Annotated in this window: 23 protein-coding genes and 1 other RNA gene; 10 read left to right on the top strand and 14 right to left on the bottom strand. The window is 56.5% G+C overall.

Features of this window, described 5'->3' with window-relative positions; all coding sequences use genetic code 11:
* Positions 1-27 precede the first annotated feature (27 nt).
* From TBK1r_RS21565 to TBK1r_RS21545, 5 genes are all read left to right on the top strand, one after another.
* Positions 28-267: a hypothetical protein gene (locus tag TBK1r_RS21565; protein WP_145215239.1), complete on the top strand. Its 240-nt coding sequence runs from the start codon at positions 28-30 to the stop codon at positions 265-267.
* A gap of 49 nt (positions 268-316) precedes the next feature.
* Positions 317-1,102 (top strand): ATP-binding protein, encoded by a 786-nt coding sequence (locus TBK1r_RS21560; protein ID WP_145215236.1) that lies wholly within the window; start codon positions 317-319, stop codon positions 1,100-1,102.
* Between the two features lie 2 nt (positions 1,103-1,104).
* Positions 1,105-1,566, top strand: a complete 462-nt coding sequence (locus TBK1r_RS21555) for a DUF669 domain-containing protein (RefSeq protein WP_145215233.1) — start codon at positions 1,105-1,107, stop codon at positions 1,564-1,566.
* A gap of 86 nt (positions 1,567-1,652) precedes the next feature.
* Positions 1,653-2,174: a RusA family crossover junction endodeoxyribonuclease gene (locus tag TBK1r_RS21550; protein ID WP_145215230.1), complete on the top strand. Its 522-nt coding sequence runs from the start codon at positions 1,653-1,655 to the stop codon at positions 2,172-2,174.
* The gene (locus TBK1r_RS21545) at positions 2,171-3,832 is read left to right on the top strand and encodes a DEAD/DEAH box helicase (RefSeq protein ID WP_145215227.1); all 1,662 of its coding nucleotides are present in this window, start codon (positions 2,171-2,173) and stop codon (positions 3,830-3,832) included. Before TBK1r_RS21550 ends, TBK1r_RS21545 begins: the two co-directional genes overlap by 4 nt.
* Here the strand turns inward: TBK1r_RS21545 and TBK1r_RS38915 are convergent.
* Positions 3,829-3,984, bottom strand: coding sequence for a hypothetical protein (locus TBK1r_RS38915; RefSeq protein ID WP_419580246.1), 156 nt, complete (start codon positions 3,982-3,984; stop codon positions 3,829-3,831). The two genes, TBK1r_RS21545 and TBK1r_RS38915, sit on opposite strands and share 4 nt — an antisense overlap.
* A 74-nt stretch (positions 3,985-4,058) precedes the next feature.
* On the opposite strand from TBK1r_RS38915, the gene TBK1r_RS21540 reads away from it, so the two are divergent.
* Both TBK1r_RS21540 and TBK1r_RS21535 read left to right on the top strand, forming a co-directional pair.
* Complete coding sequence (locus TBK1r_RS21540; RefSeq protein ID WP_145215224.1) at positions 4,059-6,266, top strand: bifunctional DNA primase/polymerase; 2,208 nt, start codon at positions 4,059-4,061, stop codon at positions 6,264-6,266.
* Positions 6,267-6,717: 451 nt separating this feature from the next.
* A complete protein-coding gene (locus TBK1r_RS21535) occupies positions 6,718-8,025 on the top strand; it encodes a DNA modification methylase (protein WP_145215221.1) in 1,308 nt (435 codons plus the stop codon).
* On the opposite strand, the gene TBK1r_RS21530 is transcribed toward TBK1r_RS21535, so the two are convergent.
* The 10 genes from TBK1r_RS21530 to TBK1r_RS21485 form a co-directional block, all read right to left on the bottom strand.
* On the bottom strand, positions 8,026-8,343 hold the full coding sequence (locus tag TBK1r_RS21530; protein ID WP_145215218.1) for a hypothetical protein: 318 nt from the start codon (positions 8,341-8,343) through the stop codon (positions 8,026-8,028).
* A gap of 12 nt (positions 8,344-8,355) precedes the next feature.
* A complete protein-coding gene (locus tag TBK1r_RS21525; protein ID WP_145215213.1) occupies positions 8,356-8,574 on the bottom strand; it encodes a DUF4314 domain-containing protein in 219 nt (72 codons plus the stop codon).
* A gap of 12 nt (positions 8,575-8,586) precedes the next feature.
* Positions 8,587-8,808 (bottom strand): hypothetical protein, encoded by a 222-nt coding sequence (locus tag TBK1r_RS21520; protein ID WP_145215210.1) that lies wholly within the window; start codon positions 8,806-8,808, stop codon positions 8,587-8,589.
* A 243-nt stretch (positions 8,809-9,051) separates the two neighbouring features.
* Complete coding sequence (locus TBK1r_RS21515; protein WP_145215207.1) at positions 9,052-9,249, bottom strand: hypothetical protein; 198 nt, start codon at positions 9,247-9,249, stop codon at positions 9,052-9,054.
* A 45-nt stretch (positions 9,250-9,294) separates the two neighbouring features.
* Positions 9,295-9,852, bottom strand: a complete 558-nt coding sequence (locus TBK1r_RS21510) for a winged helix-turn-helix domain-containing protein (protein WP_419580245.1) — start codon at positions 9,850-9,852, stop codon at positions 9,295-9,297.
* A gap of 29 nt (positions 9,853-9,881) precedes the next feature.
* An RNA gene (locus TBK1r_RS21505) (hammerhead ribozyme type II) lies at positions 9,882-9,958 on the bottom strand.
* A 5-nt stretch (positions 9,959-9,963) separates the two neighbouring features.
* Positions 9,964-10,209 (bottom strand): hypothetical protein, encoded by a 246-nt coding sequence (locus tag TBK1r_RS21500; protein ID WP_145215201.1) that lies wholly within the window; start codon positions 10,207-10,209, stop codon positions 9,964-9,966.
* Between the two features lie 135 nt (positions 10,210-10,344).
* Positions 10,345-10,548, bottom strand: a complete 204-nt coding sequence (locus tag TBK1r_RS21495; protein ID WP_145215198.1) for a hypothetical protein — start codon at positions 10,546-10,548, stop codon at positions 10,345-10,347.
* A gap of 39 nt (positions 10,549-10,587) precedes the next feature.
* A complete protein-coding gene (locus TBK1r_RS21490; protein ID WP_145215195.1) occupies positions 10,588-10,863 on the bottom strand; it encodes a hypothetical protein in 276 nt (91 codons plus the stop codon).
* Positions 10,864-11,151: 288 nt separating this feature from the next.
* Positions 11,152-12,009, bottom strand: a complete 858-nt coding sequence (locus tag TBK1r_RS21485; protein ID WP_419580244.1) for an amidoligase family protein — start codon at positions 12,007-12,009, stop codon at positions 11,152-11,154.
* A gap of 274 nt (positions 12,010-12,283) precedes the next feature.
* Between TBK1r_RS21485 and TBK1r_RS21480 the strand changes: the two genes are divergently transcribed.
* Positions 12,284-12,490, top strand: a complete 207-nt coding sequence (locus TBK1r_RS21480; protein WP_145215188.1) for a hypothetical protein — start codon at positions 12,284-12,286, stop codon at positions 12,488-12,490.
* Entirely contained in the window at positions 12,480-14,744 is a 2,265-nt protein-coding gene (locus tag TBK1r_RS21475; RefSeq protein WP_419580243.1) for a terminase gpA endonuclease subunit, read from the top strand. Before TBK1r_RS21480 ends, TBK1r_RS21475 begins: the two co-directional genes overlap by 11 nt.
* A 107-nt stretch (positions 14,745-14,851) precedes the next feature.
* On the opposite strand, the gene TBK1r_RS21470 is transcribed toward TBK1r_RS21475, so the two are convergent.
* The 3 genes from TBK1r_RS21470 to TBK1r_RS21460 form a co-directional block, all read right to left on the bottom strand.
* A complete protein-coding gene (locus TBK1r_RS21470) occupies positions 14,852-16,033 on the bottom strand; it encodes a hypothetical protein (RefSeq protein ID WP_145215182.1) in 1,182 nt (393 codons plus the stop codon).
* Positions 16,030-17,493 (bottom strand): IS701 family transposase, encoded by a 1,464-nt coding sequence (locus TBK1r_RS21465; protein WP_145213181.1) that lies wholly within the window; start codon positions 17,491-17,493, stop codon positions 16,030-16,032. Before TBK1r_RS21465 ends, TBK1r_RS21470 begins: the two co-directional genes overlap by 4 nt.
* A gap of 96 nt (positions 17,494-17,589) precedes the next feature.
* On the bottom strand, positions 17,590-18,003 hold the full coding sequence (locus TBK1r_RS21460) for a hypothetical protein (protein WP_145215179.1): 414 nt from the start codon (positions 18,001-18,003) through the stop codon (positions 17,590-17,592).
* A 273-nt stretch (positions 18,004-18,276) separates the two neighbouring features.
* On the opposite strand from TBK1r_RS21460, the gene TBK1r_RS21455 reads away from it, so the two are divergent.
* Positions 18,277-18,474 carry a hypothetical protein gene (locus TBK1r_RS21455; RefSeq protein ID WP_145215175.1) on the top strand — a complete coding sequence of 66 codons (198 nt, stop codon included), beginning with the start codon at positions 18,277-18,279 and terminating at the stop codon, positions 18,472-18,474.
* Positions 18,475-18,508: the final 34 nt, after the last annotated feature.

The raw sequence follows: 18,508 nt of genomic DNA, 5'->3' as shown, positions 1-18,508 counted from the left end.
AAAACTCACATCCAACCAAGGAAACCGATGTCAGCAATTGCCAAGAGTATTGAAAAACGCGTCGCCATTTCATTGGCCGTCAGTCGCTACTTGCGATCGGCTGATCGATTCCAAGAAGCGTCCGGCGACTTCACATGTGCTTGCAAATCACTCCGCAAACAACTTGGCAGCGATCAGCGATTCGTCGTTCAAGTCGACTTCAAGCACTACCTCGTGACCAGCGACAACGACGGCAATTTCGACATCGAAGCGATCCAATCGCTGTAGCCATTCAACTCCAACGTTCCACCCGATTACCCAAGGAAACAACCATCCGATGACAAGTGTTCTTGAATCCATCCAACACGGCAGGCAGCCGAAGCCGCCGCGTGTTCTTCTTTATGGCGTCGAAGGAATCGGCAAGTCCACCTTCGGCAGCGAGGCCCCGAAACCGATCTTTATCCAAACTGAAGACGGACTCGATGAAATCGACTGTGATCGCTTCCCGCTGGCGACGAAGTTTGATGACGTCATTGCGGCATTGAAATCTCTCTGTAACGAAAAACATGATTACGAATCTGTCGTGATCGATTCGCTTGATTGGCTCGAACGTCTTGTTTGGGACAAGCTTTGCGAGCAATACGCTGTTCCGTCGATCGAAAAGGTGGATGGCGGTTATGCTCGCGGTTACATGCACGCCCTCTCTCTGTGGCGTGAAGTGCTTGATCACCTCAATGTGCTGCGTGCAGCCGGCATGGTGATTGTCCTGATAGCCCATTCCAAGGTTGAGCGGTTCGAGGATCCCGAGTCTTCGCCTTACGACCGCTATTCGCCGCGGCTGCACAAACACGCTGCGGCCCTTGTCAAGGAATGGTGCGACGCGGTCCTCTTCGCGACTCGCAAGATGCGAACGCAAAGCGAGGACGCTGGCTTCAATCGCAAACGCACTCTCGCTCACGCGATCGGCAAGGACGGTGGCGACCGTGTCATGCGTGCCTATGGATGCCCGAGTTGTGTGGCGAAGAATCGCTACGGCATCGCTGAAGAATTGCCGCTCTCCTGGTCGGCGTTCATGACAGCTCTTTCCAACAATCAACCCATTTCCAAAACCCAAGGAAACTAACCATGGCGAATCTCAACGGCTTTGACGCTAACCAAGTCGAACCGGCCGACGATCTCGAACCGATCCCGGCTGGCAAATACCTCGCCGTTATCACCGACAGCGAAATGAAGCCGACCAAATCGGGAACCGGCAATTACCTGCAGTTGACGTTTCAGATCGTGGAGGGCGAGTACGCAAACCGTCTGCTCTGGGTGCGACTCAACCTCGACAACCCCAATGCGACCGCGGTTGAAATCGCTCGACGGGAGTTGTCTTCGATCTGTCGGTCGGTAGGTGTCTTGGTGCCTACCGACTCGGCCGACCTGCACAACTTGCCGTGCCTGATACACGTTCGCGTCAAACGTCGCAGTGACACCGGCGAGTTGCAGAACGAGATCAAGGGCTACTCGAAGAAGGACGCCGTGGCTCAACCGATCGCAGCCAGCGACGTCGGCAACAGCAGCGATCCGCCATGGAAGCGATAGCCCGAAGTCGTTTCCAGTCCAACACCCGGTCGGCGATCGATTGCCGGCTGGGTGTTTTCTTTCGCGTGTGACGATGGTGATCCACCATGTTCAAACTTGAACTGCCCTTCCCGCCTTCGGTGAATCACTACTGGCGTCACGTAGGCTCGCGAGTGTTAGTCAGCAGCCGAGGGCGAAAATACCGGGCGGAAGTCAACTCGCTCCTGCGCCGAAAAATAATCGAGCCGCTCGAGGGAGATCTAATTGTCGACATCACGTTGCACCCACCCGATCGCCGTCGCCGCGACGTCGACAACTACATGAAAGCACTTCTCGATGCGATGCAATCTGGCGGTGCGTATTTGGACGACAGCCAGATTGTGCGTTTGACGATCGAAAAGCGTAATCCGATGCCGAAAGCTGGTGCGGTGGAAGTAATCGTGCAAGGAGTGCCGCAGGAAACCAGCGAGTTTGGCTATCGCACTTGTCTGCGCTGCGATATGGCTTTTGCATCATCCGGTCCGGGCAACCGAATATGCCGACGTTGTACGCGAGTGAATGAACGGCTCCCTGCAAACTACCCGATCGTTCGTGGTCGAAAGTTGCACAACGGGAAGCCGATGCAATGAAACTGCGGACCTATCAACAAGTAGCCGTCGAAGCGATCTTTAGCGCGATTCGTAACCGCGATGACAATCCCGTCGCTGTGCTGCCGACCGGCGCTGGTAAAAGCGTCGTGCTGGCCAAGATCGCATCGGATGCGGTCAGCAAATGGAATGGCCGCGTTCTAGTTCTGGCCCACGTCAAGGAATTGCTCGAGCAAAACGCCGACAAGATACGCCGCCTATGCCCCGAGATTCCTGTCGGCATCTACTCAGCCGGCCTGAAGAAGCGTGACACCAATACGCCAGTGCTCGTCGCAGGAATCCAGAGCATTTACAAACGAGCGTGCGACCTCGACCCGTTTGACTTGATCGTGGTCGACGAGGCTCACCTGATTTCCAAATCAGGCGACGGCATGTATCGGCAGTTCCTGGCCGATTGCAAAGTCATCAATCCACATGTCCGTGTCATTGGTTTAACAGCGACTCCGTTCCGCCTCGATTCCGGCATGATCTGTTCGCCAGATCACTTCTTGAATCACGTCTGCCACGAGATCGGCATCAAGGAACTGATCCGCGATGAGTATCTCTGTCCGCTGATATCCAAGGCAGGTGTCAATCGAGCGGACTTCGGTGACTTGCACGTCCGGGCTGGCGAATTCGTCAGTGACGAAGTCGAATCGTTGGTCAATGATCCTGATCTGGTCACAGCCGCGTGCGCTGAACTGGTCGATCTGACGAAGGATCGCAAAGCCGTTCTGGTATTCGCATCCAGCGTGGCGCACGGCCGCCAGGTTGTCGATGCACTCCAACGAAATCATGACATCGAGTGCGGATTCGTTTGTGGCGAAACACCGACCGACGAACGCGATGAGTTGCTGGCCCGCTTTCGAGGTGATGCCAGCGATTCGCTGTTTGATCGCAAACCTCTTCGCTATCTCTGCAACGTCAACGTCCTGACGACCGGCTTCGACGCTCCTCGCGTTGATAGCGTCGTCATGCTGCGTCCAACCATGTCGCCCGGCTTGCTGTATCAATGCGTCGGACGTGGTTTCCGGTTGCACCCGGATAAACAGAATTGCCTGGTCCTCGACTTTGGTGGCAACATCGAACGCCACGGACCGATCGACCAGATCAAGCCAAAGGAAAAGGACAAACGCGAAGATCAAATGCCGCCGGCCAAGGAGTGCGAAAAGTGTCACGCATTGGTCGCATGCGGATACGCCAACTGCCCCGAGTGCGATCATCCATTCCCGCCGCCTCTGCGCGAGCCACATGATGCTCATGCGAGCGAGGCTGGTGTGCTGTCCGGCGAGGTAACTGACACCGATCACGATGTTCAAGACATCATCTATCGCATTCATCGAAAGCGTGACGCAGACGAAGACGCACCGCGGTGCTTACGAGTCGACTATATGATCGGTCTCGACTCCTGGCAAAGCGAATTCATCTGCATCGAACACTCTGGTTACGCGCGACGCAAAGCGGAAGCTTGGTGGCGACAGCGCTGTCTCGATCCATGTCCAACGAAGGTCGAAGAGGCACTTGAACTGGCTGAAGCTGGTTTGCTCGCCTCATCTGAAACCATCACGGTTCGATCGGTCACTGGTCAAAAGTACGATCGCATCATCAAGCAATCGCTCAGCGAGATCCCAACTGAAGCACTCGAAGAGGCACCGTTCTAATCATGTCGAACGATCAACAATTGACCGATCTTTCCCCGCAGCAACTTGAAGCGTTTCGCTTCGTCGCCGAATGGGCGTGGTCGAACGGCGTCTTTCCAAGTGAGATCCATGACGCCGCCGCGTTTGCTCTCGATCGCCCATCGAAGGCACATGGATTTTACGCGAGGTCGGTTCAAACGGCTGGCAAACACCTGACAGACGTACGTTCCACGAAGGAATAATTCAGTTGTCTGATCCGGGCTCAATCGGCGTTCGATCGCAAGTCGCGGCGTATCGTCAGCGTGACTGGTACTGCGTGCCGCTGCGCCCTCGATCCAAGTCGCCCGTCCGCAACGATTGGCCGAATATCCGCATCGAAGTCGATGACATCAAGAAGCATTTCTCGGCGAAAGACAACGTCGGCCTGATTCTTGGCGAGCCATCCGGCTGGCTCGTTGACGTTGACCTCGATTGCGACGAAGCGATCGAACTCGCGGATCAATTCTTGCCGCCTACACCAGCGATCACAGGTCGCCCGTCAGCTCCGCGTTCTCATCGCTGGTACTGCGCCGCCGGTGCTGTCACCGAAAAGCACACCGATCCGCGTACCGGCACGATGATCGTCGAGCTAAGATCGACAGGTGCGCAAACGGTAGTCGGCCCGAGTATCCATCCCGATGGCGAAACTTACGAAACGCTCGATGCTGAACCATCGATGGTCGCCGCTTCAATGTTGGCAGCATGCGTGCGCGCTCTCGCCGAAGCAGTCACGACCAAACGTGGCGTAAGCATCCAGCCTGCGAAACCCGAACCGACGCATTCGGCAATCCAACGCGACACGGCCGGCGACGTCGAAGAACGAGCGATTGCGTACCTTTTGGCGATGCCGCCCGCGATCGCCGGCAGTGGCGGACACTCGCAAACCTACGCGGCCGCGACGGCCCTCGTCCACGGCTTCGGTCTCGATCCTTCGGCCGCGCTGCGAATTCTGACCGATCATTACAACCCACGCTGCAGTCCGCCGTGGTCCGGCAAAGAATTGCAGCACAAGGTCAATCAAGCCGCAACCAAACCTCACGATCGCCCCTTTGGCTGGCTCCGCGATGACTCGCATTCCGAGCCGATCGACGATGTCGACCTCAGCCGATTCACGGTTGGTCCAAAGTCATACGTTGAATCACCGCCTAATGATCCACCACACGATATCGTTCTCGACCCGGGTCAAATCCCCGAGCAGCTATTTGAGGTTCCCGGCTTCGTTCGCCAGGTGATGGACTTCACGCTGGCCAACGCCCCTTACCCAAATATCGGTCTGGCGTTCTGCGGCGCGATGGCGTTGCAATCGTTTCTCGCTGGCCGAAAGGTCTGCACGACCGGCGACCTGCGCACCAATCTGTATCTGCTCGCTCTCGCAAGCAGCGGAACGGGCAAGGAGTTTCCTCGGAAAGTCAACTCACAGATCCTGTTTCAAATCGGCATGGCCGGATCACTCGGCGATAAGTTCGCATCGGGCGAGGGCATCCAAGACGCTCTCGTTCGTACCGGCCGGATGTTGTTTCAAAACGATGAAATGGACGGAGTGCTCCGCCAAATCAACCTTGACCGCGAAAACAGTCGTGAGTCGATCCCGAACATCCTGTTGACACTGTACACATCGGCCGGTGACGTCTATCCCATTCGGGTCAAAGCCAATCAGAAGGAAGCGATCCACGTCGATCAACCGCACCTGACGCTGTTTGGCACCGCGACACCTCAATTCTTTTATGAGTCGCTGTCCAAGCGAATGCTCACCAACGGCTTCTTCGCCCGGCTCAATATTATCGACGTCGGCCGCCGTGGCTCAGGCCAATCGCCTGGGTCGGCTCGTGATCTGCCGGACGATATCCTCGAAACCGCCAGATGGTGGGCCGACTTCGAGCCTGGCACCGGCAACTTCATGAACTTCCACCCCAAGCCGCTCGTCGTCCCCAGCACACCCGACGCCACCGAGGCCATCGACTCGCTGCGCCGCATGACCGAGGACGAATACACCAAGGCCGAGGATGCCGGCGATGAAGTCGCTCGCACGGCATGGAGCCGGACATGCGAGCACGCCAAGAAGCTGGCGTTAATCTTCGCATGCAGCGAAAACCACGTCGAACCAATCATCAGCCTCCCGGCCGTCGAATGGTCGACTGAGTTCGCGATGCACCAAACCCGACGGCAGCTGTATCTCGCATCCGTGCACGTCGCCGAGAATCCGTTCCATGCCGAGTGCCTGAAGTTCATTAAACGGCTCACGGAACAACCCGATCGCACAATGCAGCGACGGCAACTAATGCGGGCCATGAAGTTAAAGGCGGCCGACTTTGATCAAATCGTCGGAACGCTACAGCAGCAAGAAGACATCGAACTGGTCACGATCCGAACCGCAACACGTCCGGCCCAGGGCTATCGACTGCGAGAGGCCAAATGAACGCGTCCCTAATTAGTCACAATCCGTCACCGCCAGTGACGCATTCACAACGATTTTGCTTACCCAAATTCGCAAACCGATCGAATCCAGGTCCGAGTGTCACCCAAGCTGGTGACGGATTGGTGACGCATTTCCATGAAGGGAAAGACCGTAAATATAAAGAAAACACTCTCTTTCATATGTATATGTCCCCCTGTCACGCCTGCACCCGCGCGATGCGTGTGCGCACGCATGAGGGGTGCATGACGGATCACGGTGACGCTTTGCCTCAAGAGCGATTAGGTACTCCCGGCCGTTTTCGTCTCCAACCAGGGCACCCGGAACAGCCACCTTATTAGACAGAGTTTGTTTTGTTTGTCCGAACGGAATCGGACGCCCACTCAGCCAACCAAACATTCACCCACAGACCGAACCCTTCCCGCTTTTTACTCTCGCCTCGGAAGGGCCAAATATGCAGGTCGAAATGTGGTCGCTTGATCGGATCAAGACTTACGAAAACAACCCTCGCATCAACGATGACGCCGTCGATGCGGTGGTGCAGTCAATCAATGAATTCGGTTTTCGTCAACCGATTGTGGTCGATTCCGACGGCGTCATCATCGTCGGCCATACGCGTTACAAGGCCGCTAAGAAGCTGGAGCTGGACAGGGTCCCGGTTCATGTCGCGAAAGACATGGAGCCGGAAGCGGTCCGCGCCTACCGGATCGCTGACAACCGCACCGGCGAGAATGCCGAGTGGGACTTCGACCTGCTGCCGATCGAGATCGGTGAATTGAAGAACAGCGGTTTTGATTGCGAATTGCTTGGCTTCAGCTCGGATGAACTTGCAGAGTTGCTCGATCCCGGAGTCACGCAAGGATTGACCGATCCTGACGAAGTTCCCGAGCCACCGGACGAAGCGGTAACTCAACTCGGCGACGTTTGGATACTCGGCGAACACCGGCTGCTGTGCGGCGACTCATCGAAAGCGGACGATGTGGACCTTCTACTCGCCGGTGCGAAGATTCAGTTGGTTAATACCGACCCGCCGTACAACGTCAAAGTCGAACCGCGTAGCAAGAATGCGATCGCCGCCGGGAATAGTTCCTTCGCCGGCAGCGGCAAGACCAAGGAAGGCCCGAAAAAGATGCGGGCCAAGGACCGGCCGCTCGCCAATGATTTTGTCTCGGACGAGGAGTTCGGCCGGCTATTGGCCGCGTGGTTCGGCAACATCGCCCGCGTGTTGGAACCGGGTCGCTGCTTCTATATCTGGGGCGGCTTTTCCAACTGCGGGAACTACCCGCCTGTCCTGGCTGCCAACGGATTGTACTTTTCGCAGGCCATCATCTGGGACAAGCAGCATCCGGTGATGACGCGAAAAGACTTCATGGGGGCGCACGAGTGGGCGTTCTACGGATGGCGTGAAGGTGCCGGCCACAAGTTCTTCGGTCCGAATAACGCAACCGATCTGTGGCACGTCAAAAAGATTCCGCCGCAACAGCTGGAACATCTCACCGGCAAGCCTGCGGAACTCGCCGTGATGGCAATGCAGTACTCCAGCCGCAAAGGAGACAACGTGCTGGATTTGTTTGGCGGCAGCGGCTCGACATTGATCGGCGCCGAACAAACCGGACGAAAGACCTTCCTGATGGAACTTGATCCACCGTACTGCGACGTGATCGTCGATCGTTACCAACGATTCACTGGGAAGTCGGCGGTGCTGGAACGGACCGGCGATTCGCCAATTCCGATTGGCAAGCGAGAGGAGAACATGCGGTGATCAGAGTTTCGTGCAATTCCATGATCTTCCATCAAACACGTAGATGTAATTCGCACCGCAGCGACGGGCAAAACGCAGCAGTTCATCGTGATTGGATTGCGTTTCCGCGGGCTTACCATCGGCGAACCGATCAACGGTGCCATCGGTTTCCAGGCAACGAACGTCGCCTCCGGCGATCAAGGCCTCCGCGGCTTCAGGTGATTGGTGGTGTTTCATCAATTGTTCTCCTGTGTATTGGGGGTAGCCGTCGAAATGCAGATAGACGGCGTCGTACGTTTGGTCGACGCGGCGGACGGCAATGGTCGCGCGTGTGGACATGGTTGGTTCTCCTCAGTTCTTGTTGTCAGCCGGCGAAAGTCTTTCGACGCGGTCCGGTGGAATGGAAAGCATCAGCGATCGACCGTTGTCCCAATCGACGTCGACCTGCGTCCAATCGCTTTGCGGATAAACGCCGACAACCGTTCCCAGTTGCCCGGCCGCGATCGGGTCGGGATCGTCGGTCATCGAAATCAAGCGAACCCGATCACCCGTCTTCAAGTTGTTCTTCATTCGTTCGACTCCTTAGCGGTTGCGGTTGTTCAGTTCGTCGACCGCTTCGGCCGCCTGCGAAAGCAAGGCATTGATGCGGTTCAGTGCGTGGGCGTGACGCCAACGCAAGTTTCGATCGTCTGGCCGCATCGCCTCGTCCAGTTGGCCGGCGATGTCGGCCACCAAGTCGCGGGCGATCAAGTGGGCATGTTCGTAAGCCGCCGTTGGTCGCAGCGATTGTTTCTCGTTCGCCATCTCGTTTCTCCGTTCGCGTTCGTTGTTTAAAACCGTTCGTACAACCACACATGAGCCATGGGTTTGCCAACACAGCAAGCGAAGTCCGGTAAACCTCCGGGAACTTCTACATGTTTCGCAGCACCAGAAAACGGCTGGCGACGTTGGCCCGTGTCGCGTCGTTCGCAGCTGCCGCGCTGTTGCGGCAGTCACGAGCAAACGCCCGCACGTTTCAAACGTCGGGCGTTGTCGGGCGCGTTCGGTTTAGAAGCCGAGCGGCACCAGGATGTGGGCGTTCTGGCCCGTGACCGCGAACTCTTCGCCGACCGTGGTCCGCGCGAAAATCACATCGCCGCGCCGGACAACAAATTCAACAAATCCGGCCTCGATACCGCTGCCGTCAATTCGTCGCAATTCGTAAGCCACGTCGGGCTCCGGCTGCGCGATCTCTTCGTCGGCCAAGTCCGTGACCTCACGTACGTCGCAAATGAACATGGTGCGGTCCTCCTATGCTCGAACCGTGAAGCGACCGCGATCGGTTTTGACGAAGCGGCTTTCGTCGCCCTTCTTCATCTCGCGGAGGATCGCCGAATACAATGTTGCGTGCGGCGTCTTTCCTCCGGGGCTTTCCCAGTACCCGGCCGCGACCATCTCTTCGATCATTTCCTTGGTGTTCAGCGGTTCGCTGCTCTCGCCGAGCACCTTCAGCGCCGCGGCAACGCAGGACAGCTTCTTCTCCGCCGATTCCGCTTTCTTGTCTTTCGCAACGGCCGCCGTTTTGTCGACACGCTTGCGAGCTCGCTTGTTGGTGAACGTCTCGGTCGTTGCCCGCGGCGATTCCACCACGGTGACGTTTCCCTCGGTCGTGGTCTTGGTCGTGTCCGATCGCTTCCTCGCCACGCCTTGCAATCGTTGAGCTGTCTTGATGCGAATTTTCTTGTTGGTGGAAAGGTTGGTCGCGTCCCAACCGCCGCTGCGATTCTCCGCGTCAATCCGCACAACGACCTTCTTGTTGGTCACTTTGGCGTAGTACTCGCCTCCGATCTTTACGTCTGCCTTCTTCATCGTTCGTTCTCCGAAAGGGAATATTCCGTGGTTGGCTGCCATCGTCAGGCCGCGGGAACCACCCGCGACAACGCCATGTGTCCGATCTTGCCGGGGCGTTTCGGCTTTCGTTTACAGCACCCTTCCAAGTTCACTCTTGTGCATCGCGTCGATCGCCTCGACCGCGTGAAAGTGTTCGGTCAGCAGAATGCCGCCGGCGTATTCGCCCGCCTTCGTGTCGGCGATCTCAAGTGCGTCGGCCAAAGTTCGCAGGCCTTCGACCGCCTTGTAGTAGGCTTCGCGAATCTCTTGTGCCTCGTGGGCGTCCATGTTTCGGAAAATCGTGCGGAGGGTCGTCTCGGTTTCGTTCTTGGTCATCTCTGTGTCTCCGGTGAAAAGAATGGTTTGCCGGCTGGCGTTAATACACATGAGCCATGCGTTCGCGGACGCAGCAAGCGAAGTCCGGAAGGAATCTTCAGTCTTTCGGCAGACTTCCGGAATTCGCCGGTACACCTACGAAAAATGCCGCTTCAGTTCGGCCAGTTGTTCGCAAAGGTGGTTCAGCGATCCGACGTGTCCCCAATCGATGGGATGTTCGTCGTTGCCCGGCGCCGGCAAGTCTTCAACGATTTGGTGCAGGTCTTCCAGCAATGTCAGCGCCGCGATGTGGGCGGCGACGTAGGCGTCTTCCAGTCGTTGGCGTTTGGGGTCGTTCATGGTTTCGTTTCCGAATCGAGTGGTGTTGGTAGTTCGTGGTTAGCAATCGCGGCAGGTTTCCCAAGCCCGTTTGCTGCCGTAGCAAATCTGTCCGCCTTCGACGATGTAGACGATCGCGTCTTCGGCGACGTCTTGGTCATCGAAGAATTCGCTGGGGTCGTCTTCGCTGGCTTCGTTCATCTCCGACCCGCTGGTCACACCGGCAACCCGGTTTTCAAACGGCCAGTTCTGTTGCGTCATCAAACGCACTTCGGCGTCCGGACCGTGCTGGTCGCGGTACTCGGCCAGCAGGTCGATCAGCGTGTCAATCGTCATCTCTTCGTCTCCGTGGTTGGGAATCAGAAACCGTCTTGCGATGACACACATGAGCCATGCGTTCGCGGGCACAGCAAGCGAATCACGCCAGCAATTCACAGTCTTTTGCAAGGTTTCTTGAGATCGCCGACGTCGCCGACAAACGCCGCGTGTGGCCGACATGAGAGAAGCCGCCCTCTACCGTTGACCTACCCGGTTTGGGCCACGTTTGGCGAACGTCGCGGGCAGAAAACGAAGAAACGCCGCGAGGGGAATCGCGGCGCTCGAATGTGCGAAGGTCGTCGGCCGTTATGCGGCCCGGTCGTATTTGCGGGCCATTTCCAAAAGCTTCTTTTTGACCGGCTTCCAATCGCAAGTTTGCGCGTCGGCCGAAAGTTCGCCGAAACGTTTGTTGCGAAGTTCGCCCTTGTACCAACCCTTCGTCCAACCGAGTCGGTAGAAGAGGCGGTTGAGTTCCGTTTCGCCGTGGCCAGCGTCGGGTCGGTCCCAGCAACTCTTCGTGCCGGGTTTCTTCGCGTAGTCCCAGCCGCTGCAGCGTCGCGTATTCAAGGCGATCTCTACCAAGCCCAGAACCATTTGGATGTAGCCGAGCAGTTTGGTTTTGTTGAGCGTGCCGGCGAAGGCCCGAATCTCAATTCGGTTCTTGCCGGCGGCGAGGTGTGTCAGATTCAAAAGGTGGTAGCGGTCTCGTTCGCAGCGGTCTTTCGCGGCGTCTTTGTTGCCGTACGTTTTGATTTGCTTCGCCCAGCGGTTTCGTTCGCGGCGTCGTGTGCCGGTCGCTGCGTAGATGGCTTTTTCGTGGTTGCCGATCAGCGAGATCAGTCGAGCCAAGGCGGCTGCGTCGCCGTCCCAAGAAACCGTGATGTGCAATCCGCAAGATTCGTTGACCCGCGCCCCGCGTTCTTTGATCGCGTCGACCGCCGCTTCGACGTTTTGCAGCCCTTCGTATCCGCGCAGGATAGGCGAAACAAACTCGCAGGGTTTGCGTCCGGCCGGCGTACGGATGCTGCTGTCCCGTTCGGCCTTCCATCCCGTCGGCAGCCAGGCGACCGGCAATCCTCGGTGGTAGCCGCCGATCGGCGTGGTGTCTTGGCCGGGCATGGTGGTTTCGATTTCGATCCCGAAGGCGATGTTGTTGGCGTGCATGGTTGGGTCTCCGAAGGGCGGTTGGTTCGTTGTGTTTCGCGTCGCGGTTTGCGTTCGCGTAACGCACATGAGCCATGCGTTTCGGAGGTCCTCAAGCGAAGTCTCGCAGTAATGTTTCAGGAATCTGCAGCTTTCTTTCCTTGCCCACAGGCGGCCAGTTTCGGCCCACACTCGCCCGCCAAAACATGCGGCCGAGGACGCCAAACATGCACACATTTGCGACAGTCACCGCCGTGTGCGGCACGTTTGGCAACCGCCCAATAACGGAGCATCTATGGACGGAAACAAAGAAAACGTGAACCCAAACGCGATGTCGGTCGATCAAGCCGCGAAGTTGCTCTCATCGGCCGCACGCCGACAGATTCCCGCGTCGCAAATTGCCGACGACATTGCGGCCGGCGCACCGTCCAACACGGACGGAACCGTCAACGTGTTGCACTATGCCGCGTGGTTACTCCAGGAGATGCAACGTGGCGATTGACCCACGACGATTGCGACCCAGCGAATGCTGCCGGTTACTCAACAGCACGCCGCTCGGCGAAGTGATCAATGAACGACAACTTCATCGGCACCGAACGCGAGCCGGCAATCGAATCGGTGATGGTAAGCACGTCGATCTGCTTCGCTACACAGCTTGGCTTGTTGAAGAACGTCATCGACCGCGTCCGGTCGAAGAAGGAGACCCGTATGCAAGGCTCAAAGACAAAGCCCGCGAGCGAAACGCTGCGATCGCGTTGGCTGGTCGCGACATTGGCGAGCTGCCGCCCGTCGCCGATCCCGATCGCAAAGCCAAAGCCTCCCGCAGCTTTCAATACTTCTGCGAAGCCTATTTTTCGCTGACGTTCCACCTCGCTTGGTCGCCGGATCACCTGAAAGTAATCACGAAGATCGAGGAGGCTGTGACCAGAGGTGGGCTGTTTTCACTGGCGATGGCGCGAGGCAGCGGCAAGAGTTCAATCGCCGAAGTCGCATGTATCTGGGCGGTCCTCAACGGGTATCGAGACTTCGTGTGTCTGATCGGCAGCGATGAAGGCCACGCATGCGACATGCTCGATTCGATCAAGACCGAACTCGACGGCAACGATCTACTGCTGGCCGACTATCCCGAAGTCTGTTTCCCGATCCAAGCTCTCGACGGAATCGCCAATCGCGCTAACGGCCAACTCTTTCAGGGCAAACGCACGCAGATCGGTTGGACAGCGAAAGAGATCGTGCTGCCAACGATTGCCGGCAGTAGCGCCAGCGGCGCGATCATCAAGGTCGCGGGTCTGACCGGACGCATTCGCGGCATGAAATTCAAACGGCCGGACGGAAAAACGGTCCGCCCGTCGCTCGTGGTTCTCGATGACCCGCAAACCGACGAATCCGCCCGGTCACTTTCGCAATGCGCGAACCGCGAAGCCATCCTCGCTGGCGCGGTACTGGGACTGGCCGGCCCCGGCAAAAAGATTTCCGGCATCATGCCCTGCACCGTCATCCGACCTGGCGACATGGCCGACAGCATTCTCGACCGCGACAAACATCCGGAGTGGAACGGCGAGCGAACTCGGATGGTCAACTCGTTTCCTACCAATGAGACCCTCTGGCAACGCTACGCCGAGATTCGCGCCGAGGGATTGCGAAACGGCGACGGCGGCAAGGCCGGCACCAAGTTCTATCGTGACAACCGCGCCGCAATGGACGAAGGTGCCGACGTCGCTTGGACTGAGCGGTTCAACCACGATGAATTGTCCGCGATCCAGCACGCGATGAACCTCAAGCTTCAAGACGAAGCAGCCTTCTTTGCCGAATACCAGAACGAACCGCTGCCAGAAGAACGAGTTGACGCCGATCAACTGACCGCCGAGCAGGTCGCTGCGAAAATCAACGGCATGGATCGACGTTCGATCTCGATCGCAGCCAATCACCTCACCGCGTTCATCGACGTCCAGCAAAAACTCCTGTTCTACGTTGTCGCCGCTTGGGAGGATGACTTCACCGGTTACGTTGTCGATTACGGAACATACCCAGATCAAAAACGTCCCTACTTCACGCTCCGCGACGCGCGACTCACGCTCGCGACGGAAGGCACCGGTTTGGAGGGCTCCATCTACGCCGGTCTCGAATCTCTCACCACCGACCTTCTTGGTCGCGAGTGGCAGCGAGATGACGGCGCAGCGATGAAGATCGGTCGATGTCTGATCGACGCGAACTGGGGTCACTCCACCAACGTTGTCTACCAATTCTGCCGACAAAGTCCACACGCCTCGATCTTGTTGCCATCTCACGGTCGGTTCGTCGGCGCATCGTCGAATCCATTCAGCGAATACAAACGCCGGCCCGGTGATCGAGTCGGACTCAACTGGCGTATCCCCAGCATCCACGGCAAGCGGGCGATCCGTCACATCATCTACGACACCAACTGGTGGAAGTCCTTCACACACGCGCGACTCGCCGTCGCGATGGGCGATCGTGGCTGCCTCTCCATCTTCGGCGATCGCCCCGACATGCATCGCATGTTCGCCGAGCAAGTCACCGCCGAGTATTACATCAAAACCGAAGGCCGAGGCCGAACCGTCGACGAATGGAAAGCGAGACCCGAACAACCCGACAACCACTGGCTCGATTGTCTTGTCGGATGTGCCGTCGCTGCGTCAATCCAAGGGGCGGTATTGTTCGGCACGGATGGCGGATTCGGAACGCAGCGACGCGAGCGAATAAGTTTTAAGGACCTGCAGCGAAAGCGAAAGGCGTAGATTCCATCAACGAACAATCTACAGCACACCCGGTTCAGCGACTGAGTGATTAGGTGGCGTGAGGATTCACGTCCATGTCCATTGGAAGAGATTCCCGTCACTAACCGTTAGTCGGTTTCGGCATCGAAGTAGGATTCATGTCCAGCCATCCATCGCTCGTTAATACTCCTACCCAAAAGATCCGCGACCACCCCGGCGCTGGTCGGAGAGCAAGGCTCTTGATCACCTTCAATGATCTCGCCATTCGTGATTCGGATGCAACGATTTTCGTATAGAAAATCGCAGCCAAAAACACAAATTGGCATCACAATATTGGGATCCGTTCGCTCCGCCTCGGAACACAGTGTCCGTTTCTTTTTATGGGCCGCGTGCAACGCTCGAACTTCAAACTCTCGGCCACAAATCGCACAGCATTCAGTTTCGTTTTCTCCGAATAGCCATTCTCGTAACAACGCCTGTTCTCGTCGACGAGTCGTTTCGACTTCCGAGTCGGTTCCAAGTCTGGCCACGTCCTTAAGTTTGCTCACATACTCCTCGTGGCGATCACGATCTCGCGGTTCTAAGACCGGAGGTTCAGATTGGCAAACCAGCGAGTAGCGGTATTGCTTTCGTCCCATAGACTTGTCGACATGAACCAATGGTGAATTATAGACGGCCTTAATTATGTGCGCTTCCCCATAGTTCTTCGTGCGCAGATAGTCTCGAAGTGTACGTGAGTCCGTGAATTCAACTTGGGATAGGAATGAAACCACGTCCTGCTCTATCGGATTGAGTGCGGCAAGATCGCCGTTGAATGAAACGACCTCGTTTTTGACTTCGGTTAACTTCGAGTTTCGTATGTACTCGCGCACAACCTCCAGAGGCGGGAATGGGAGTTTGCCTTTGGCCCGACTACGGAATGCGTTTACCATCGTTGCCGACAGCCTTTCGATCTCGCAATATTGTCCGGTGGAAAATGCCTTTGCTAACTGGTTGACCAGGGCGTTTTCCCTGTCCTCAAATAGAAACCAAACATTCCCTTGAAACCTCCACGTCCAAGAACCTGGTGTGTTCGCCACGATCGTTCTTAGTTGACTTTGATCGAATGGCTCTACGTTCGCTTCCTCCAGCTTTGCCATGCCGACGCTTGCGGGCATGCGGCGAATTTGGATGATCGCGGATTTAGCCTTCGTTAGTTCGTCCCTGTGAATAAACAGGAATTCTTCATTGATTGCGGCATTCGATTTTGAAACTGATTCACCTATGGGACTGCACTTTAGGTGATTGACTGTAGCGTCGTCGATCGTCACGCCGCAAACGCGAGCAAGCGTTCGAATCGGTCGCGAATTTTTGTTTCGTCAGGAGCCAGATGCAGATCGTTCAAAAATTCAGAACGCAGCATTTCACGGGTGATTCGGCGACGGCGATCTGTGTGTGAGGGACGACGCGATGGATTGTCCCACGGTCGGTCACTGCGATCAACCAGCTGTTCGGCCGACAGGTCCCAACACTCCAATTCAACCAGGCTGTACATCCACCCGCACAAGTTCCAGCAGGCAATGCTAGACCAAACGTTTCGGACCTGCTGCTCGCCGGCACCCCAAATCTCCTTCACGTCGTGAAAGTGCTCTTCGATCGACCAACGGTCAGAGACCGTTTGCAAGATTGCCTCCACGCTCATCGTCGGATCGGTGCTGATGTACGCTGCCCAATTCCCACTGGCATGCTCCAACAAAACGACTCGAACCTGACCGCCCACGACCTTGCTGGTCGCGACGAACGTTTTGTAACGTCCCTCCGTCTGTACGCCTCGACAACAGTAGGTAATCGCTTTCCAGCCATCTCGGCGTCCAGCTCGCTTGGCCAAGCTGATTCGATTCTTGCCATACTTGCGAGGCCTACCGCGCTGCCCCGGTTTGTTCGCCGGCAGATCGAACAGCTTCGCATCGCGACGAAGCCGTGTGACTACTGTGGCACCTTCAGCGATCAACGGGCGCACAAGGTCCCTGGCCGCATACGCGCCATCGAACACAACAATGAATCTCGCTTTGCTGCCGAGCGCACGAAGCGTGCCAAAGACTTGCCGAAGCAACTCCATGGCGAGTTGGTGTTTGGTACGAAAGTCCCAGTCATATCGTTGTTTCAGCTTGTTGATGTCAACCTGCCGAACGTACAGTCGCGAGAGCAACGGCAACGCCATGACTCCGAACAGCGGATGGCTCAGGACCATTGCCAAGCAAACCCAGTTATGACCATAAAGCCAATCTCCGTCGCCAGGGCCGGGTGTCGGATTGTGGTGAATGTTAGCCGCTTCAACGTACGGCCCAAATCGCTTGGTGGGCGAATCATCGATGGCAAACGTCCAGTGACCGTTCTCGCCGGGATCGAACTTCTTGAAGATGAACATAACCAACGGCAGCATCAACGAGACAGTGTTTCTCCCGATCGATTGAAGCATCTCGTAGAACCGGTCCCAATCATCGTTAACGCCGCCGCAGCGAAACCAACTGGCGGCAGTGCGGCGACCACCGGCGAGCATCGCCCCGGCGATAACGATCGGCAACCGAAAGCCGATTCGTTTGTCAAGCAAGTCACTCATCGAAGCGACCAAAGTTGCGATCGTCCCGCTGAGCGGAATGCTTGCCGTTTTGGTTCGTCTGCGACTCGGATTCGGTGTGTCAAGCCTTCGCCGCTTGTCGTGCTGGGAAGGCGTGGATTTGCGAGAATGTTGAGCTTGCGGTGGTCTGCCGGAGCGTTTACGCTTAGCCATCCTTGGCCCTTTGAGATGTGGATTGGTGTGGTAACCTCCATTTTCTCTGAGGGCCTTTTTCGTGGCAATATCAATCGGTCTGCGATAACTTTTCGCCTAAAGTGCAGCTATGGGAGTGAGCAGCTCGAAATCCTCACAATATCCCAACTCATTTAGTAGTCGCATGAGACTAGCAGGATGATAACTGTCACTGATGAGTTCCGTTCGTGTTAATGCGTGTCTGATGTCAGACCAAGTCGAAATCTGTTTCGCAGCGATCAGCTCACTTGCTCCAACAATCCCAGTTATTCGCTTCGCCGCTACGTGCGTGCGAAACGTTTTGTCAATGATTTGGTTTACGTTTTGCCGAGTTCCCGCAGAATATTGGTTGCCCAATTGTTCTTGTGTCGCAAGGGTGTCGCTCAGAAATCCGTAATAGTCCAAAATCAGTTTTGTATCCCGATCGTGGCTTTCGCTTGTTCGCCGAGATCGCTGGATCAGTTCGCTGACGGATGCTTCAATGCTTTTCATTATGAGAAGTATGGATTAACAGATTCGAGGAGATGGTTTCACGTAACGCCTAGAGGCGTCGTAAAGATTCGGGATTTGCGTTATTGAGAAGCGCAGGTTGAAAGATCAATATCGGCCGGAAGATATTTGAAACAGGGATGTGGCTAATTGCAAATGTGCCCTCAAATCAACAAACATCTGAAAATTTTCTGCGATTCGCCGTCAGTTTGCTTCTGTTGCGGGTAGTTCAAGGGGTAGAGAGGGAAACCTCATAACTTACTTGAATCGGAACGCATGGCTGACGATCTGAAAGACGAGATTCGCGACAACGCTTCCGGGCCAGCAAAAGCTTCTGGTGACGCTGGGAGTGTCGAGCAGCACAAGCTGAGCGAACAGATCGCCGCCGATAAGCATCTGGCGTCCAAAGACGGTGTCGGGAAACCGCACCGAGGTCTCCGTTTCAACAAGATCGTGCCACCCGCGACTGGCTAGTCACAGACTGCGAACTTCTTCACGACTGCAGGGC

Source organism: Stieleria magnilauensis, assembly GCA_007753675.1.
GTDB classification, from domain to species: Bacteria; Planctomycetota; Planctomycetia; order Pirellulales; family Pirellulaceae; genus Stieleria; species Stieleria magnilauensis.
Note: the sequence above shows the minus strand (reverse complement) of the source record. Positions and strands in the feature narration are given on the sequence as shown.

Bases quoted from the DNA above. Each gene is read 5' to 3' on its own strand.
- TBK1r_RS21565 (WP_145215239.1), top strand. From the start codon at position 28: ATGTCAGCAATTGCCAAGAGTATTGAAAAACGCGTCGCCATTTCATTG.
- TBK1r_RS21560 (WP_145215236.1), top strand. From the start codon at position 317: ATGACAAGTGTTCTTGAATCCATCCAACACGGCAGGCAGCCGAAGCCG.
- TBK1r_RS21555 (WP_145215233.1), top strand. From the start codon at position 1,105: ATGGCGAATCTCAACGGCTTTGACGCTAACCAAGTCGAACCGGCCGAC.
- TBK1r_RS21550 (WP_145215230.1), top strand. From the start codon at position 1,653: ATGTTCAAACTTGAACTGCCCTTCCCGCCTTCGGTGAATCACTACTGG.
- TBK1r_RS21545 (WP_145215227.1), top strand. From the start codon at position 2,171: ATGAAACTGCGGACCTATCAACAAGTAGCCGTCGAAGCGATCTTTAGC.
- TBK1r_RS38915 (WP_419580246.1), bottom strand. From the start codon at position 3,984: ATGTGCCTTCGATGGGCGATCGAGAGCAAACGCGGCGGCGTCATGGAT.
- TBK1r_RS21535 (WP_145215221.1), top strand. From the start codon at position 6,718: ATGCAGGTCGAAATGTGGTCGCTTGATCGGATCAAGACTTACGAAAAC.
- TBK1r_RS21530 (WP_145215218.1), bottom strand. From the start codon at position 8,343: ATGTCCACACGCGCGACCATTGCCGTCCGCCGCGTCGACCAAACGTAC.
- TBK1r_RS21525 (WP_145215213.1), bottom strand. From the start codon at position 8,574: ATGAAGAACAACTTGAAGACGGGTGATCGGGTTCGCTTGATTTCGATG.
- TBK1r_RS21520 (WP_145215210.1), bottom strand. From the start codon at position 8,808: ATGGCGAACGAGAAACAATCGCTGCGACCAACGGCGGCTTACGAACAT.
- TBK1r_RS21510 (WP_419580245.1), bottom strand. From the start codon at position 9,852: ATGAAGAAGGCAGACGTAAAGATCGGAGGCGAGTACTACGCCAAAGTG.
- TBK1r_RS21500 (WP_145215201.1), bottom strand. From the start codon at position 10,209: ATGACCAAGAACGAAACCGAGACGACCCTCCGCACGATTTTCCGAAAC.
- TBK1r_RS21495 (WP_145215198.1), bottom strand. From the start codon at position 10,548: ATGAACGACCCCAAACGCCAACGACTGGAAGACGCCTACGTCGCCGCC.
- TBK1r_RS21490 (WP_145215195.1), bottom strand. From the start codon at position 10,863: ATGACGATTGACACGCTGATCGACCTGCTGGCCGAGTACCGCGACCAG.
- TBK1r_RS21485 (WP_419580244.1), bottom strand. From the start codon at position 12,009: ATGCACGCCAACAACATCGCCTTCGGGATCGAAATCGAAACCACCATG.
- TBK1r_RS21480 (WP_145215188.1), top strand. From the start codon at position 12,284: ATGGACGGAAACAAAGAAAACGTGAACCCAAACGCGATGTCGGTCGAT.
- TBK1r_RS21465 (WP_145213181.1), bottom strand. From the start codon at position 17,493: ATGGCTAAGCGTAAACGCTCCGGCAGACCACCGCAAGCTCAACATTCT.
- TBK1r_RS21460 (WP_145215179.1), bottom strand. From the start codon at position 18,003: ATGAAAAGCATTGAAGCATCCGTCAGCGAACTGATCCAGCGATCTCGG.
- TBK1r_RS21455 (WP_145215175.1), top strand. From the start codon at position 18,277: ATGGCTGACGATCTGAAAGACGAGATTCGCGACAACGCTTCCGGGCCA.